This is a genomic window from bacterium, assembly GCA_024228115.1.
GTDB lineage: Bacteria > Myxococcota_A > UBA9160 > UBA9160 > UBA6930.
Map to the genome: position 1 here is coordinate 1 of JAAETT010000252.1, position 15,445 is coordinate 15,445.

Annotated in this window: 21 protein-coding genes; 17 read left to right on the forward strand and 4 right to left on the reverse strand. The window is 65.5% G+C overall.

Translation table 11 applies throughout. The features are described 5' to 3' along the window. Positions 1 to 246 precede the first annotated feature (246 nt). Positions 247 to 429: a hypothetical protein gene (locus GY937_12075; protein MCP5057446.1), complete on the reverse strand. Its 183-nt coding sequence runs from the start codon at positions 427 to 429 to the stop codon at positions 247 to 249. Positions 430 to 666: 237 nt separating this feature from the next. Here GY937_12075 and GY937_12080 point away from each other — a divergent pair, with 237 nt between their 5' ends. Beyond that, a complete protein-coding gene (locus tag GY937_12080) occupies positions 667 to 810 on the forward strand; it encodes a hypothetical protein (protein MCP5057447.1) in 144 nt (47 codons plus the stop codon). A gap of 108 nt (positions 811 to 918) precedes the next feature. On the opposite strand, the gene GY937_12085 is transcribed toward GY937_12080, so the two are convergent. Further along, on the reverse strand, positions 919 to 2,277 hold the full coding sequence (locus GY937_12085) for a sigma-54-dependent Fis family transcriptional regulator (GenBank protein ID MCP5057448.1): 1,359 nt from the start codon (positions 2,275 to 2,277) through the stop codon (positions 919 to 921). 28 nt (positions 2,278 to 2,305) lie between these two features. Further along, positions 2,306 to 3,271: a hypothetical protein gene (locus tag GY937_12090; GenBank protein ID MCP5057449.1), complete on the reverse strand. Its 966-nt coding sequence runs from the start codon at positions 3,269 to 3,271 to the stop codon at positions 2,306 to 2,308. 225 nt (positions 3,272 to 3,496) lie between these two features. Between GY937_12090 and GY937_12095 the strand changes: the two genes are divergently transcribed. Beyond that, positions 3,497 to 3,808 carry a DUF2834 domain-containing protein gene (locus tag GY937_12095; GenBank protein MCP5057450.1) on the forward strand — a complete coding sequence of 104 codons (312 nt, stop codon included), beginning with the start codon at positions 3,497 to 3,499 and terminating at the stop codon, positions 3,806 to 3,808. A 22-nt stretch (positions 3,809 to 3,830) separates the two neighbouring features. Here GY937_12095 and GY937_12100 read toward each other — a convergent pair whose 3' ends face one another. Continuing rightward, positions 3,831 to 4,451: a class I SAM-dependent methyltransferase gene (locus GY937_12100; protein MCP5057451.1), complete on the reverse strand. Its 621-nt coding sequence runs from the start codon at positions 4,449 to 4,451 to the stop codon at positions 3,831 to 3,833. Positions 4,452 to 4,557: 106 nt separating this feature from the next. On the opposite strand from GY937_12100, the gene GY937_12105 reads away from it, so the two are divergent. The 15 genes from GY937_12105 (at position 4,558) to GY937_12175 (ending at position 15,339) form a co-directional block, all read left to right on the forward strand. After that, positions 4,558 to 5,076, forward strand: coding sequence for a hypothetical protein (locus tag GY937_12105; protein ID MCP5057452.1), 519 nt, complete (start codon positions 4,558 to 4,560; stop codon positions 5,074 to 5,076). 46 nt (positions 5,077 to 5,122) lie between these two features. After that, positions 5,123 to 5,275: a hypothetical protein gene (locus GY937_12110; GenBank protein ID MCP5057453.1), complete on the forward strand. Its 153-nt coding sequence runs from the start codon at positions 5,123 to 5,125 to the stop codon at positions 5,273 to 5,275. Positions 5,276 to 5,284: 9 nt separating this feature from the next. Next, complete coding sequence (locus GY937_12115) at positions 5,285 to 6,043, forward strand: SDR family oxidoreductase (GenBank protein ID MCP5057454.1); 759 nt, start codon at positions 5,285 to 5,287, stop codon at positions 6,041 to 6,043. A gap of 3 nt (positions 6,044 to 6,046) precedes the next feature. Next, positions 6,047 to 7,093 (forward strand): ATP-NAD kinase, encoded by a 1,047-nt coding sequence (locus GY937_12120; GenBank protein ID MCP5057455.1) that lies wholly within the window; start codon positions 6,047 to 6,049, stop codon positions 7,091 to 7,093. 116 nt (positions 7,094 to 7,209) lie between these two features. Next, a complete protein-coding gene (locus GY937_12125; GenBank protein ID MCP5057456.1) occupies positions 7,210 to 7,443 on the forward strand; it encodes a hypothetical protein in 234 nt (77 codons plus the stop codon). A 168-nt stretch (positions 7,444 to 7,611) separates the two neighbouring features. Continuing rightward, complete coding sequence (locus tag GY937_12130) at positions 7,612 to 8,409, forward strand: cyclic nucleotide-binding domain-containing protein (GenBank protein MCP5057457.1); 798 nt, start codon at positions 7,612 to 7,614, stop codon at positions 8,407 to 8,409. Between the two features lie 56 nt (positions 8,410 to 8,465). Then, positions 8,466 to 9,326, forward strand: coding sequence for a cytochrome c (locus GY937_12135; protein ID MCP5057458.1), 861 nt, complete (start codon positions 8,466 to 8,468; stop codon positions 9,324 to 9,326). Next, positions 9,323 to 10,162: an NAD(P)-dependent oxidoreductase gene (locus tag GY937_12140; protein ID MCP5057459.1), complete on the forward strand. Its 840-nt coding sequence runs from the start codon at positions 9,323 to 9,325 to the stop codon at positions 10,160 to 10,162. The genes GY937_12135 and GY937_12140 overlap by 4 nt, the downstream gene beginning before the upstream one ends. Positions 10,163 to 10,193: 31 nt before the next feature. Further along, on the forward strand, positions 10,194 to 10,331 hold the full coding sequence (locus GY937_12145) for a hypothetical protein (GenBank protein ID MCP5057460.1): 138 nt from the start codon (positions 10,194 to 10,196) through the stop codon (positions 10,329 to 10,331). Then, positions 10,328 to 11,200, forward strand: a complete 873-nt coding sequence (locus GY937_12150) for a type 1 glutamine amidotransferase (protein ID MCP5057461.1) — start codon at positions 10,328 to 10,330, stop codon at positions 11,198 to 11,200. The genes GY937_12145 and GY937_12150 overlap by 4 nt, the downstream gene beginning before the upstream one ends. Before the next feature lie 27 nt (positions 11,201 to 11,227). After that, entirely contained in the window at positions 11,228 to 11,980 is a 753-nt protein-coding gene (locus GY937_12155) for an enoyl-CoA hydratase/isomerase family protein (protein MCP5057462.1), read from the forward strand. 13 nt (positions 11,981 to 11,993) lie between these two features. Beyond that, positions 11,994 to 12,419 carry a GFA family protein gene (locus GY937_12160; GenBank protein MCP5057463.1) on the forward strand — a complete coding sequence of 142 codons (426 nt, stop codon included), beginning with the start codon at positions 11,994 to 11,996 and terminating at the stop codon, positions 12,417 to 12,419. A gap of 132 nt (positions 12,420 to 12,551) precedes the next feature. Continuing rightward, the gene (gene ilvA / locus GY937_12165) at positions 12,552 to 14,066 is read left to right on the forward strand and encodes a threonine ammonia-lyase, biosynthetic (GenBank protein ID MCP5057464.1); all 1,515 of its coding nucleotides are present in this window, start codon (positions 12,552 to 12,554) and stop codon (positions 14,064 to 14,066) included. Between the two features lie 60 nt (positions 14,067 to 14,126). After that, positions 14,127 to 14,975: a hypothetical protein gene (locus tag GY937_12170; protein ID MCP5057465.1), complete on the forward strand. Its 849-nt coding sequence runs from the start codon at positions 14,127 to 14,129 to the stop codon at positions 14,973 to 14,975. Then, entirely contained in the window at positions 14,917 to 15,339 is a 423-nt protein-coding gene (locus GY937_12175) for a DUF2330 domain-containing protein (GenBank protein ID MCP5057466.1), read from the forward strand. The genes GY937_12170 and GY937_12175 overlap by 59 nt, the downstream gene beginning before the upstream one ends. The last annotated feature ends 106 nt before the right edge of the window (positions 15,340 to 15,445 follow it).

The following is a 15,445-nucleotide window of genomic DNA, read 5'->3' on the forward strand; positions in this document are numbered from 1 at the left end:
AATTCGAGCTCAAGAACGGAAACGGAAGACTCGGGGGCTCCGCCCCCGAACCCCCGTTCATTACTGAACGAAGAAGAGATCCGGAGGAGCCGGGTCTCACGGTCTAACCAAAGTGTCTACGGAATCGGGGCAGACCCAGTCAATGGCTTTCGGGCCGGGGGTGGCTCTTGCGAACGGCCAGTTCTTGGTTCAAGCCTAGGCCGCCCTCGCGGCCAGGTACTCGTTCTTCCTCTTTCGCATCGAACTCTACTTGATCTTCTCTCGCTTCGAGACCACAGCGGTTCTCCGACCGAAGTAGGTGTCCGCGAGCCTCAAGATGACAAGCGCCTGGTGATAGAGCTCGTTGTTGTAGTAGGCGACGAACTCCGGTAGCGCTGCTTGCAGCTCCCACGGGAAGTAGAAGCGCTGCAGCTTGACAACGTTCTCCATCGCGCGGTGACAACGCTCGATCTTGCCTTGCGCCTACGGATGCTATGGAGCCCCGCGAGTACGAGCCATGCAACGCTCACCGAGGGGGATAGGAGTTCCAACTGCGGATCCATGCCGAATAGGGAGTACCCTGAGAGGTAAGCCCCCGCGGGAAGTGGGGGTTTCATCGTTAACGGGTGCAACCCACTTGTGGGGATTCCAACCGGGTGGCCGCGCCAGAGAGGAGAGGCCACACCGATGTGTCGGTCGCGGGGCGCAATGGTGGCGTTGCGGGGCGGGCTCGGGGTCGCGGAATCGGCTGGGCTCGGTAGCGGCCCGCTATCGCTCGATGATCGGGAGGCCGCCGAGGTTGAGGCCATCCGTTCGCGCTTCCCTTGCTGACAGCGGGTCACGGTTCGTGTCGCCATCGCCACGCTTCCCCCGGAGGCTCCATGACCGTTCAGCTCTCCAAGGCAGGTTTCATGCCGGCCCCATTCCTCGCTCCACAATTCAATCCTTGATGCCGAGCCTCTGGGTCCATCGGTAGAGGGTCGTGCGGTCGATCTGCAAGCGAGCGGCGGTCTCCTGGCGGCTGCCTCCGCTGGTGCGCAGGACCTCGCGGATGCGTTCGCCGGTCAGGCGATCGAGGTAGTCGCGTAGGCTCTCTTCGGGCGGCGCCCCATCTGCCGGCAGCGGGCTCGGTGGCTCACCGGGGAGCAGATCTTCGAGTTCGATGCGTGGGCCCCGGGCCAGCACGACGCCCCGTTCGATGGCGTTCTCGAGCTCTCGGGCATTCCCCGGCCACGCGTGCTGCAGCATCCAGGCCTGGGCTTCATCGCTCCAGCCTTCGAGGGGCGGGATGCGTTCCCGGCTTGCCGAGGCGAAGAATCGCCGCGCCAGAGGCAGCAGATCCTCGGGCCGCTCTCGCAATGGGAGGAGGTGGATCGGAATGACCGCCAACCGGAAGTAGAGGTCTTCCCGGAAGCGGCCCCCTTCGATCTCGGCTTTGAGATCCCGATTCGTCGCGGCGACGATGCGGGTGTCCACCTCGTGTTCGGTTTCGCCGCCAACCCGGTAGACGCGTTTCTCCTGGAGCACGCGCAGCAGCTTGGCCTGGAACTCCTCGGAGACCTCGCCGATCTCGTCGAGAAAGAGCGTCCCTCCGTGGGCGCGCTCGAAGAGGCCTGGACGCGCGCGTTCGGCGCCCGTGAAGGCGCCGCGTTCGTGGCCGAAGAGCTCGCTCTCGAGCACGCCCGGTGCAAGGGCTTTGCAATTCACGGCGACGAAGGGCCCGCCGACTCGCTCGGAGAGGACGTGGACGGCCCGGGCGATTCGTTCCTTGCCGGTCCCGCTCTCGCCGGTGACCAGCACCGTCGCGTCGCTTCGTGCCGCACGGCGCACGACGTCGAGCACGTCGGCCATGGCGGTGCTTTCGGCCACGATCGTTTCCGACCCCTGCTCTCGGCCAAGCTCGGCACGCAGGTGTTGGTTCTCCCGGCGCAGGCGGGTGTGTTCGAGCGCCCGGGCGACGAGAGTTCTCAGGCCATCGTTGTCGAAGGGCTTTTCCACATAGTCGAAGGCGCCCAGCCGGACTGCGCGGATCGCCGTTTCGATGCTGGCATGGGCCGTCAGCACGATCACGGGCAGGCTTGGGTCGATCTCCCGAACCCGCTCGAGCACCTGGATCCCATCCAGGCCCGGCATGCGGAGATCGGTGAGCAACAGGTCGAAACGACCCTCGGCGAGGGATTCGATCGCTCGCTCCGGATCGCCAAAGCCGATCGCATCGTATCCTTCCCTGCGCAGCAGCATTTCGAGGATGCCCACGAGCCGGGTCTCGTCATCGAGAATCGCGATGCGAGGCTTCAAGCCGCAATCCTTTCGTGGCAAGGGGGATTCACGCCGCGACCTTTCCGTGCCAGGGCAGGGCGAGTTCGAAACACGCGCCATCGCCGTTTGCTCCCGTTCCGGCTCCGGGAATCAGCGACAGGCTTCCGCCGTGGGCTCGCGCGATCTGTGCGGCCATCGCGAGACCCAATCCCGTTCCTTGGGGCTTGGTCGTGAAGAAGGGCTCGAAGAGCTTGGCGCGGTCGGCCGGTTCGACACCGGGCCCGTCGTCGGCCACCCGTAGGTAGAGGGAAAGGTCGTCCCGGCGGCCTTCCAGGCGCACGTGGCCTTCGCTTCCGACCGCTTCGGCCGCATTCGTCAGGAGGCAGAGAAGCACCTGGGAAACGAGGCCCGCGTCCGCGTCGACGTGCAGGCCTTCGAGGCTCTGGAGATTTCGGGTGAGCTCGACGTCGTGGGTCTCCAAGGGAGGCTGAGCCAGCGCAACCGCCCTGGCGACCATCGTGTCGATCGCACTGGGCCGGGGCGTCAATGCCGTCGGCCGGGCGAAGGCGAGCAACGAGCGGATCAACTCGTTCAACCGATCGGCTTCCTCCACGACGAAGGCGCAGGCCCGATGGGCATCCTCGCCTTCCGGGAATTGCTCCTGCACCAGGGCGGCCGAGGCTCGCATCACGCCGAGCGGGTTTCGCACCTCATGGGCGATGCCCGCTGCCAGCCGGCCGATGGCGGCGAGTTTCTCGTTCTCGAACGCGGTCCGTTCGGAGGCGGCCAACGCCTCCTGCTGGTCATGGATTCGCTTCGCATCCCTGCGTTGGCGCTCGCGAGCGCTCCAAAGGGAGCCCGCCAGGCCACCTACCAGGGTCAGATTGAATCCGAAGGTCAGCGCGACGAGCCAGGTCGCGTCCTTCTCGCCCAGCCTCATCTCGACGCCGGTCGAGCCGAGCAGCCACGTATCCGCCAGGCCGAGGGCCGCACCTGCCAGCGCGCCCCAGAGTCCCCATCGATGTTCGGTCACGCCGGCTTCCTCCCCGTGGTGGGCCTGAGAGAGCGTACATCGCAAATCGGGTGCCAGTCCTTCGAGCCATGAGGAGGCCTCCGGCGAGCCCCGCGTGGCAGTGCTGCCACAAGCGTGTTGCAGGGTTGCAACCGGAAGGATCTCTCGGGCCTCCTGCGGCGTCGCCCCGCGGGCACGCGGCTTGCTCAGGGGGAAGGCAACGCGCCCATCCCGAAGGAGAACTCCATGACCCGAATCGCAGCCCTCTCCCTTGCCCTCGTCGGCTTCCTGATCCTGACCGACATCGCCATTCTCGAACACGGCTACGTCGGCTTCTTCGAGGCGATGCTCGCGAATGGCGCAACCCGTCTCGCCATGCTCGACCTCAGCATCGTGCTCGTCCTCTTCACGATCTGGCAGTGGAGCGACGCCCGCGAGAGGTCGCTGCCGTTCTGGCCCTACGCCGCCCTCAGTCTGACGATCGGCGCGGCAGGCCCGCTCGCCTACCTGATCCATCGCACGGTACGAGAGGAGCGGAGCGTACCCGCAACCGCCTGAAGCGGATGATCCGTTTCACGCATCAGCGCTCGTCGACTGCGAACACCAGGAAACTCTGGCGATCCAGGAAGCTGTGGTCTGCGTCGAGCCGGTAGCCAGCCTCGGAAAACGCAGCAACGATCGCGTCCTTGGCGGTCGCGTGGTCGCCCAGCAGGGACCAGCCCTCGCGGGGCGCATACTCCACGACGGCCACGCGACCGCCAGGCTTCAGGTGGTTCTTCAATCGCGCGAAGTAGGCGGCCTGGTCGGGAAGATGGTGGAAGGTGTTGCTCGTGAAGACCCAATCGACGGGCTCCGGCAGCCTCGCGTCTTCGGCGTCCGCCACAACCACGCTCACGTTCGTGTAGCCATCCTCCTTGGCCTTGCTCTCGATGTAGGCCGTCATCGAGGGGTCGATATCGACGGCATAGACCCGCCCGTCCTTTACGGCGTCGGCCAGGCGGAAGGTGAAGTAGCCGCCGCCGGCCCCGAGGTCCGCGACCCGTGCATCCGCGGCGAATCCCAGGCTGCTGACGACCCGGTCCGGTTGCTGCCACGCATCCCGGTCGCCCCCCGCGTACATCTGTCGCTTGAGCCACGCGCAGCCGGGGCTGGTGGCGAGCGCAACGGCGAGTAGGACGAAGAGAAGGCTTCGACGGTTCATCGCGGGTCTCCAGACTGGGCGCGTCGGGCTCAGCTCCCGAGCTCGTTGCGAGGGCGCTCGGTGCTCCGCTCTGATGCGTGGTGGAAGGAGAAGGTACCCTGCCAACATGCCGCGTGCCGAGTGGAAGGTGGCCTTCACCTGGGATGGCCAGCCAGTGTCTCTAGAGGAAGAGGCCACCCTGTCACTCGATTGGGATGACGCGCAGGCGGAGTTGCGTGTCGAAGCGCCGTTCCACGGCGATCCGCCGCCGCCCGGGCCCGCCGGTGTGAGATCGGGGCTGTGGGAGTACGAGGTCGTGGAACTCTTTCTCGTCGGGAGGGATGAGGAGTATCTCGAGATCGAGATCGGGCCCCACGGTCATTACCTCGTGCTCGAGTTGCACGGATGTCGCCGCGTGGAGCAGGAGGGCTTGCCGCTCGCGCTCGAGGTGCAGCGCGATGGGAATCGCTGGCGGGCGACGGCGGGCTTCCCCACAGCCTGGCTGCCCCCGGGGCTGTTAGCCGCCAACGCATTCGCGATTCACGGCGAGGGGAGGGCGCGTCGCTTTCTGGCGGCCTCTGCACTTCCCGGCGCCGCACCGGATTTCCACCAGATTGCGCGCTTTCCGCCGCTCGTTCTCAGCTGAGAAATGCGCGATTTGACAGGCCCCGGGGCGTGCAAAGGCTCTTTGCATGTTCCTACCCAACGATGAACCGATCCGAACCCGCACCGAGGCGCCCGCAGCCGAGCCCGTGGATGCAGCGGTCCAGACCTGGGATCCGGCTCTCTGGGCCCTCTACCTGACGGAGCTGGCCCAGCGGCACCTCGAGGCGCGTATGAACTAGGCTTCGGCCATGTCGAAACAAGGACGCGTTGCATTGGTGACGGGCGGGGGGCGCGGTGTGGGCCGCGCCATCGCTCTCGGGTTGGCTGAAGATGGCGCCGATATCGCCGTGAACTACAGGCGAGATGAAGCGGCTGCCAAGGAGACAGTCGAGGCCATTCGCGCACTCGGCCGCGAGGCGCGGGCCTACGCCGCCTCGGTGGACGACTACGAGGCCGATGCGGCCATGGTCGATGCGGTCATCCGGGATTTCGGACACATCGACATCCTCGTGAACAACGCCGGCATCGCGAGCCGCGGGCAGAGCGTCGCGGACACCGATCCGGTCGAGCTGGAACGGGTCATCCGTATTCACGCGCTCGGGCCCCATCAGTTGTGTCAGCTCGTCCTGCCGAGCATGCGCACGCAGCCTCGGGGAGACATCGTGATGATCTCGAGCGTTGCGACGCTCTATCACGGCGCCAACGGTGCGCCCTACAGCATGGGCAAGGCCGCCATGGAATCGCTGGCCTTCACGCTCGCGAAAGAGGAGCGACCCAACGGCATCCACGTGAATGTGGTCGCGCCGGGCTTGATCGAGACCGAGATGGGCCGTCGGTTGATGAAGGCAACCGCTGGGGTCGATGATCTTCGCCAGCTCGATGCTTCGATGCCCTTTGGCCACGTCTGCAGCCCCGAAGAGGTTGCGGCGGTCGTGCGTTTTCTCGTGTCGGATGCCGCCAGGTACGTGACAGGCGAGAAGATCAATGTTCACGGTGGTGGCTCCTAGGCGATGGAGCCCCGTCCGCTCGGTGTGATCGCGAATCCGATGTCGGGTCGGGATGTCCGCCGTCTGGTGGGCCGCGCGCAGACGCATACCCCGGACGCGAAGCGCAATCAGCTTCAGCGAGCCGTGGTGGGGGCCGTGGCAGCGGGCGTGAAGAGGGTCCTGCTCGTGCGGGATCTCTTTCGTGTTTCAGAACGGGCCGTGGATCTGCTTCGGCTAGGCGCAGAGATGGAGTTCCTCGACATCGGGAAACTCGAGACCAAGCCGAGCGATACGCTCCGCGCGGTCGAAGCCATGCGCAAAGCCGGCTGTGGCGCGCTCCTCGTGCTCGGCGGAGACGGCACCCAGCGTCTGGTGGCGAAGGCCTGGCCCGATGCACCGCTCCTGCCGCTCTCGACCGGCACGAACAACGTGTTCCCGGAGACGGTCGAGGCCACGACGGCGGGTGCAGCGGCGGGCCTTGTGGCGAGTGGCCGCGTCGAACTCGAGGAAGTCGCCGTCCGAGCCAAGCTCGTGCGCGCGGCGTACGAAGACGGTGAGGAGAGCCTTGCCGTGATCGACGGTGTACTCGTCGCTGGCGATCATCCGGGCAGCTTCATGCCCTTCGACCCCGAGAAGATCCGCCATATGCTGCTCTCGCGGGCAGAGCCTGGTTCGATCGGCATGTCTCCGATCGGGGGGCTGCTCGAGCCTGCGAGTGCCGAAGACGATTTCGGAGTCGTGGTGGAGTGCACCGCACGTGGGGACGGCGGGCGTCCTCTGCTGGTACCCGTTTCACCCGGTCTGTACAGAACGGCCTACGTAGAAAGCGCACGTCGCGTAGAGCTCGACGAGGAAATCGTGATGTGCGGGCCGGGGCTGCTCGAATTCGATGGCGATCGCGAACGCGTCCTGGCGGCTGGGGAACGCGCTCGTCTTCGCGTCGTGCGGGAGGGGCCGTGGGTGATCGATACGGCGCGGGCGATGCGTTTGGCCGCGCAGCAAGGGCTCTACCTCGACCCGCCCCACTGGCATGACGAGAGCGACTCCGGAACCGGCCCCGGCTGCTGCTGAGCGTTTCCCCGATCGCTCCCATGGGCTCGTGTCCGGCGGAGACTGCTGCTGGCTGTCCGATCGAAAATGGTGAAAACCGGAGCAAGATCAAGCAGCTATGCCTGATTCTGGAGGTGTTGGGTTCACTTCTTCGAGGCATGGAGATCCCGGGAGCTGGCGTCGTCGCCTGGCAGGGATCTGCTGAGATTCTCGTCGAGGCCAACGCGGACCTGCCCCACGATCGTCGACCGGTCGTCCCCGGTCGCTCTCCGCGCCAGCGAACGCTTGGGCGGGATCTGAATTCGTCCAAACCCCCCATGGTTCTCGGGGAGAACCCCGAGTGCGTGCGTGCTACGAGCGACGGAGTGTGAAAGAAGAACGGATTCACCATTACGTTCACACACCAACGGGCCGAAAACGGCAGGGATCGATCACACGAGGAAGGGGTTTCCGAATGAAGGTCGTTTCCCTGCGATGCAGGTCTTCAATTCTGATCCAGGTATCGCGCTGATGAAGCGTGGTTCGCTCGAGTAGGTCGCATGTCGTCTGGAACGGTAGAGCTCTTCGGAAGCCGTGGGGATCCGCGCATTGGCACAGATCTCCCGGCTCGTCTGTACTCCAGTGATTTCAGGGGGCCGCTGGCCGCATCTACGAGGGATCTGAGTGTCGGTGGCGCTTGTGTTGCCACTGAGTCTCCGGTTGCGACCAAATCGATCGAGCGTGTCGAGATTCAGATCGACGGGAGTTGGCTGGGTGTCGAAGCCCAGGGACGCTGGCAGAATACGCTTCCCGGCGACGATGTGGTGATGACGGGCATCGAATTCGTGAACCCGCCGGACGAGGCCGTGGATCGGCTCTGGGATGCGGTGCTGGAGGGCGGCAAGCAGCTTGCGCGCTTCCTCTACGTGGGTTCGGATCTCCGGCCGCTAGGTGTGGACGGAGCCATGGGCCTGTCCCAGATCACCCGTGTTCGCAGGCTACCGGCTGGCCACACGATCTATCGCCAGGATCATGATCCCGAGAGTTCCGGGTCGATTTTCGTCGTGGAGAGCGGCTCTGTGATTCTTCAGGTCCGCGCGCGTGGTGTAAGGGAGATTCCGATCGACCGGGTGAGCTCCGGACAAGTCTTCGGAGGGCTGGCGATGCTCGCGGGTGTGCCACCGACCGAATCGGCGATCACCGAGAACGAAACGTCGCTGCTCGAGTTCGACGCACGGGGTTACCAGTACCTGGCGCGGAACAAGCCCTGGCTCGCCCAGGAGCTGGGTCATATCGTGACGACCGCCTACGTGCGTCGACTGCATCGGGTCCTGGAGAAGGTCCGAGACGAACTCTGACCGTTTCGCAGGCCTTCCTGCTCGCATGAGTTCTGCGTCAGCCCTACGGTACGACGATGCGCACCTTCGTATCGGCCACGGTTGCCGTCCTGCTGCTCGCTTCGGGAATCGCGCTTGCGCTCGGGAAGAGCCCAGTGCCGCGGCTGCGCTTCGTTCGCGACGGCACCGAGGTGAACTCGAAAACGCTCGATCAGCTGCGGGCTGCGTGCGCTGAGCGCACGCTCGAGATCGGGAAGGATCCGTACTACGGCGTAGCGAAGCGTTTTCGCGTGTGTCCGTTGCGGGAGGTCCTGGCGTTGGGCTTCGGCGATGCGGCCGCACTGGCTGGCGAAGGTCTCCTTCTACGCGCCCTGGACGGCTACACGCGGCAAGCGGAGGCGGATCGGCTGCTGGGCCCCGGGGCCTACCTCGCGTTTGCCGATGCGGACCGGCTCGTCCGTGGCGAAGAGGGCTTCGACCCGATCGACCGGCGCCAGCTGGACCCCGCACCCTTCTATCTGGTGTGGGAGCGGCCGGAGCAGTGGGATGCGCACGCATGGCCGTGGCCCTATCAGCTCGCGACGATCGAAATTGCCAGCTTCGAGGAGCGGTTTCCCCATACGGTGCCGACCGGGAAGGAGACGGGTTCGCCAGCGGTCCGAGGCTACGGGCTCTTCCAGCGCGAGTGTGCCCATTGTCATGCGATCAACGGGGAGGGCGGCAAGGTCGGCCCAGAGCTGAACGTGCCGCGCAACATCACCGAGTATCGCCCGGCGCATCAGTTGCGGGAGTTCATCCGCAACCCGGAGAGCTTTCGTTACACGAGCATGCCCGCTCACCAGCATCTGACCGAACCGGATCTGGACGCGTTGCTCGCCTACCTGGCCCGGATGGCAGAGCTGAAACATGACCCCGGTCCGCCGGGAGGTGACTCATGAGGACGCTGGGGCTGCTTCATCCCGGCCAGATGGGGGCCAGCGTGGGTGCCTGTGCGCGGGAGAGCGGTCAGCGGGTGGTTGTGGCCCTGGATGGACGGACGGCGGCTACGCGCGCGCGGGCGGTGGACGCCGGCCTGGAAGATGTCGGCGGGCTCGCAGAAGTGGTCAGGGAAAGCGAGCTGATCCTGGCGGTCTGCCCGCCGAGTGCTGCGCGAGAGTTGCTGGAGGCGGTACTCGCCCACGACTTCGAGGGCCTCTACGTCGACGCCAATGCGATTTCACCCGCGACGGCCCGCGAGTTGGCACTCCGTTGCGAGGGCAAGGCTCGCTTCGTCGATGCTGGAATCATCGGTCCCCCGGCGCGCCAACCGGGTACGACGCGGCTGCACCTTTCTGGAGATGAAGCCGCCGAGGCCGCAGCCTTGTTCGTCGCAGGGCCTCTCGAAGCTCGTGTGGTTTCGAACGAGGTGGGCGCCGCATCGGCCCTGAAGATGGTGTTCGCAGCCTGGACCAAGGGGAGTACCGCGCTGTTGGCCGCCATCCATGCGGTTGCCGCCGGTGAGGGGGTCGAGCAGGCCTTGCGGGCCGAGTGGGAAATCCTGGCCCCGGATGTGCCGCGTCGCCTCGACCGCGGCGTGCCTTCGGTCGCTGCAAAGGCTTGGCGTTTCGAGGGCGAGATGCGAGAGATCGCGGCGACGTTCGAGGCTGCGGGCCTGCCGGATGGTTTCCATCAGGCGGCTGCGGAGGTCTACCGACGTCTTGCAGGTTTCCAGGATGCCCAGGAGCCTCCGCCCCTCTCAGCCATTGCGGCGGCTCTACGTCCCAGCGAGGAGTGATACTCTTCGCTCCTCTTTGGCAGGAGTTCTGATGATCGGTCTGGTTGCGGCACCCGCGTTCCTGGAGGTCCACCCGAACGGGCGGATTCCGGCCTTGGAGTGCCGCGAGGATGCTTCAGCCATGAGCGGGGCCCTCGCTGTGTTGCTCGCTGCCGCGTTTGCCATCTGAAGAACGTGATGCGCCTGCTCGTGCTCGACGCCTACGCCCGGGAGGGCCGTGAGAAGTTGGTCCGCGGCGGAGCGACCGAGGCGGGGCCCTTGTATGCCGAGTGTGTCCGGGCGCTGGCTCCCATGGCTGAAATGGAGATTGGTTTTCCGGCCGATGCGGATTGGACGCCTCCTGAAGCCCTCGACCAATATGACGGCATGCTGTGGAGCGGCTCCAGCCTGACGATCCACGTGAAGGACGATCCGCAGGTCACCCGCCAGGTCGAGTTGGCTCGCCGCGGGTTCGAGGTGGGGCTGCCCGCTCATGGGAGCTGTTGGGCGGCCCAGCTCGCGGTGGTCGCGGCCGGCGGCGTGTGCAGGCGGAATCCCAGGGGGCGCGAGTTCGGCGTGTCCCGCAAGATCCAGTTGACGGATTCCGGTACGGCTCATCCGATGTACGAGGGGAAACCGGCGGTCTTCGATGCATTGACGAGCCATCAGGACGAGATCGAGAGTCTACCGCCCGGGGCGACGCTGCTGGCAACGAACGAGTTCACGCGGGTTCAGGCGGTGTCCATCGAGCAGGGTCGGGGCCGCTTCTGGGCCGTGCAGTATCACCCGGAATATCACCTCCACGAGATCGCGCGCCAGGCGCATATCCGAACCGCCGATCTGATCGCGCAGGGTAGTTTTGCCGATGAGGCGGGTGCTGCAGCGTGGATTCACGACCTGGAGACTCTTCACGCGAACCCGGATCGAAGCGACATCGCCTGGCGCTACGGGATCGACGCGGATGTGGTCGACCCGGGCATCCGGTTGCGAGAGCTCGCCAACTGGTTGGCTCACGAGGTCGAACCACGGGCCCGTCGGCGTCTGGGGGGATCGTGTTAGGCTCCTGCTCATGAGGGTTTCCTACGAATGAGCGATCTGGGCATCGAGCTACAAGGCCGTGTGGCGCGGGTCGAGATCCAACGCGGCCCTGCCAACTTCTTCGATATGGGCCTGATTCGCGATCTGGCCGATACCTTTCACGAACTGGCCGAGGGCGACCGCTGCCGGGCCATCGTCTTGTGCTCTGAAGGCAAGCATTTCTGTGCTGGCGCCGATTTCAGCGGCCGGGGGCGAAGGGACGAGCCGGGAGACCTCTACGCCGAGGCCGTGCGCTTGTTCGAAGCGCCGTTGCCCTTCGTGGCTGCGATCCAGGGCGCTGCGATCGGCGGCGGGTTGGGCCTCGCATTGGCTGCGGATTTTCGGGTGGCCGCCCCAGAAGCGCGCTTCGCCGCCAATTTTGCACGCCTTGGGTTCCATCAGGGCTTTGGCCTGAGCGTGACACTTCCCGAACTGGTCGGAACGAGTGCTGCAGCGGAACTGCTCTACACCGGCCGTCGTGTGAAGGGGGAGGAAGCCCTGGCCCTGGGCTTGTGCCACCGGCTCGTTGCAAGGGAACAGCTGCACGAATTCGCTCACGGGCTCGCCCACGAGATTGCGCTCTCGGCGCCCCTGGCCGTGCGGTCGATTCGTCGCACCCTGCGCGGCGATCTGGCCGAGCGGATCCGGGAAGCGACCCGTCACGAGCAGGCTGAACAGGATCGGCTGCGCAAGACGGCCGATTTCGCCGAGGGGGTGAAGGCCATGGCCGAGCGACGAGAGCCGCGGTTCGAAGGGAAGTAGGAGAGGGCAGCGCATGAGAACCGGAAGCTGTCTGTGCGGGACGGTCCGCTTCGAGATCACTCGGGAGCTCACTCCGATCCAGGCCTGCCACGCCAAGCGTTGTCGCAAGGCGACCGGTGGGGCGTTCGCGCCGGAAGCGGGGGTAGGGCTGGCTGGCTTCCGCTGGATCTCGGGTGAGGAATCGGTCGTTCAATATGAGGCGCCCATCCTCGAAGGCCCGCCTGCCTACAGGCGGGCTTTCTGCCGGGTCTGCGGTTCGGCGGCTCCGCTGGTCTACCCGGAAATCGGCGGCGTGGGAATTCCGCCGGGAGCCCTGGATGATGAAGCTGGCCTCGAACTCTCCCACCATGCGTTCGTCGATCAGAAGGCCGCCTGGTTCTCCATCGAGGACGGGTTGCCCCAACACCCGATGCGACCTCCGCGGGCCGTCCACGAATAGGCTGTGCCGGTGGGTTCGGGGAGCTTCGTTGCCAACGTGCCATCCGGGAATCGGACGTGGACCCTTGCGGCTGCGTTCTGCGCAGCCGAGAAGCGTGCGGTCCCTGATCCTGTCTCTGGCTAGGCTCTCGTCATGAGCGACGCCCTGATCGAACGGATCCTCCGAGCGCGCGTCTACGATGTCGCTCGGGAAACCCCGCTCGAAGCGGCTCCGAAGCTGTCTGCACGCTTCGGGGAACGGGTGCTGCTGAAGCGGGAGGATCTCCAACCGATCTTCTCGTTCAAGTTGCGCGGGGCCTACAACAAGATCTCCCAGCTCTCGCTCGAGACCGGGCGCCGCGGCCTGGTGGCCTGCTCGGCCGGGAACCACGCGCAGGGCGTCGCCCTTGCCGCGGAGCGTCTGGGATTTCCGGCCACGATCGTGATGCCCCGCACGACGCCGTCGATCAAGGTGCGCGCCGTCGACGCGCTGGGCGCAACCGTCGAGCTCTTCGGGGACACAGTCGCCGATGCCGCCGAACGAGCACACGCCCTGGTCGCCGAAGAGGGCGGGACGCTCATCCACCCGTTCGACGATCTGGATGTGATCGCGGGGCAGGGAACCATTGGCATGGAAATCCTGCGTCAGCACCCGGACCCGATCGACGCAATCTTCGTACCCGTCGGCGGCGGCGGTCTGTTGGCCGGTATCCTCGCGTATGCGAAATTCCTCCGTCCGGAGACGCGGATCTTTGGCGTGGAAGCGGAGGACGGAGCGAGCATGACGGCGGCGCTCGCCGCTGGGCGACCCGTGCCTCTCGATCGGGTGGGGCTCTTCGTAGACGGCGCTGCAGTACGACAAGTGGGTGAGGCTCCCTTCCGGATCGTTCGTGAGCGGGTCGACGACATGGTGCAGGTCGGCGTGGACGACGTGTGCGCCGCGATCCAGGATCTCTTCGAAGAGACCCGCGTCCTGGCCGAGCCCGCGGGTGCCTTGGCAGTTGCCGGCATGAAGCGGTGGCTGGAGGAGCAGGGGGGTGACGAAGGCCGGTCATTGGTGGCGATCCAGAGCGGCGCCAACATCGGTTTCCACCGCCTGCGCCATATCTCCGAGCGCGCGGAGCTGGGTGAACATCGCGAGGCGATCCTGGGCGTCACGATTCCCGAACAACCCGGCAGTTTCAGGGAACTCTGTCGAGCGTTGCAGGACGCCAATGTGACCGAGTTCAACTATCGCCATGCCCAGAGCCCGGAGGCGCATGTCTTCGTCGGTGTTGCATTGGGGGGTGGCGTCGAACGGGCGGGGCTGATCCGGGAACTCCGGGGCGCAGGCTACGACGTGGAAGACCTGACCGAGAACGAGATGGCACTCCTGCATACCCGCTTTATGGTTGGCGGGCGGGTGCCGCAGCTGGCAGACGAGCGTCTGTTGCGGTTCGAGTTTCCGGAGCGGCCGGGGGCGCTTGCGCGTTTCCTCGATCTGATGAATCCGCGCTGGAACCTCTCCTTGTTCCACTATCGGAACCACGGCTCGGCGGTGGGTCGCGTGCTGGCGGGAATCCAGGTTCCGGGCAACGAGGACGCGGGTTTCCGTCGCTACCTCGATGAACTCGGTTATCCGTGGACGGAAGAGACGGACAATCCCGCCTATCGCCTCTTCCTGCGGTGACCCTTTTCGGGTTTACCGAGCCTTTACGCAGGGGCCGGTGGGACCCGTTAGGATCGTTTCATGGCCGATCCCCGCCACTTCCAGATCGCCGCCCTGGGTGGATTGACGGCCTATGGAATCAGCGCCCTGGATCTCGAGCTTTCCCTGGATCGCTTCGTCCTGGTCGTCAGTGTGGCCCTGGCGACGGAATGGCTGGGGCGCCGGTTGCGAGGGGAGCGTTTCGATCCGCGGAGTCCGTTCATCACGGCAACCTCCTTGAGTCTGCTGCTTCGAGCTGCGAACCCCTGGCTGGCAGCGCTTGCAGCCCTTCTCGCCATCGGTAGCAAGCATCTGCTGCGCGCCCGGGGCAGCCATGTCTTCAACCCGGCAAATTTCGGAATCGTGGTGTTGTTGCTCTTGACCGATCGTGCCTGGGTTTCTGCCGGGCAGTGGGGCCATGTCGCCATCTTCACCTTCGCGCTGGCCGGCGTAGGCCAGTTGGTGATTCACCGATCCGCGCGGAGCGATGTGACCTGGGCCTTTCTCGCTGCGTGGATTGCGCTGAGCTTCGGCCGTGCCGCCTATTTGGGGGATCCCTGGGCGATTCCGCTTCACCAACTCGAAAACGGCGCGCTGCTGATCTTCGCCTTCTTCATGATCTCCGATCCGCGCACGACTCCGCGTTCCCGGGCAGGACGTTTCGTCTACGCAACTGGTGTCGCGGCAGCGGGCTTCGTCATGCGCTTCGGCTTCTACGAGCCGAACGGCTTGCTCTTTGCCTTGTTCGCAGCGGCCCCGTTCGTGCCGCTGCTCGATCGTTGGCTTCCCGGGCCCGTCTTTCGATGGGCCCCTGTTCCGGAGGAGAACTTCCATGCGTCCCATCCTGCGTCCGCTCTTGCTCTCGTGTCTCTTGCTCGTGGGGCTCGCTGAGGGAGCCCTGGCCTTCTGCGGCTTCTACGTCGCCAAGGCCGATACCTCCCTGTGGAATCAAGCGTCTCAGGTCGTGCTCGTGCGCGACGGCGATCGCACCGTCCTGACGATGGCGAACGATTTCAAGGGAGATCCCAAGGAGTTCGCGATCGTCATCCCTGTGCCGACGTTTCTCGAGCGTGAGCAGATCCACGTCGGGGACAAGGCGGTCATCGACCACCTGGACGCGTATACGGCGCCGCGGCTGGTCGAGTACTTCGACGGCGATCCCTGCGCTCCCGTGATGCGCATGCAGCCACAGGCGCTCGGAGCTGGGGCATCGCTAAGTAGCCTAGTCCCTTGTCACACCAAAAGCTGGGGGTAGAGTCGTCGCAGTTTCACGCGGGCTTGTTGGGTCGTGAATTGCCAGTCGACGCCCTTCGTCGTTCGGTTGCGATCGTCTTGCCAGGCTTGGACTTGGCGCGTGAGAT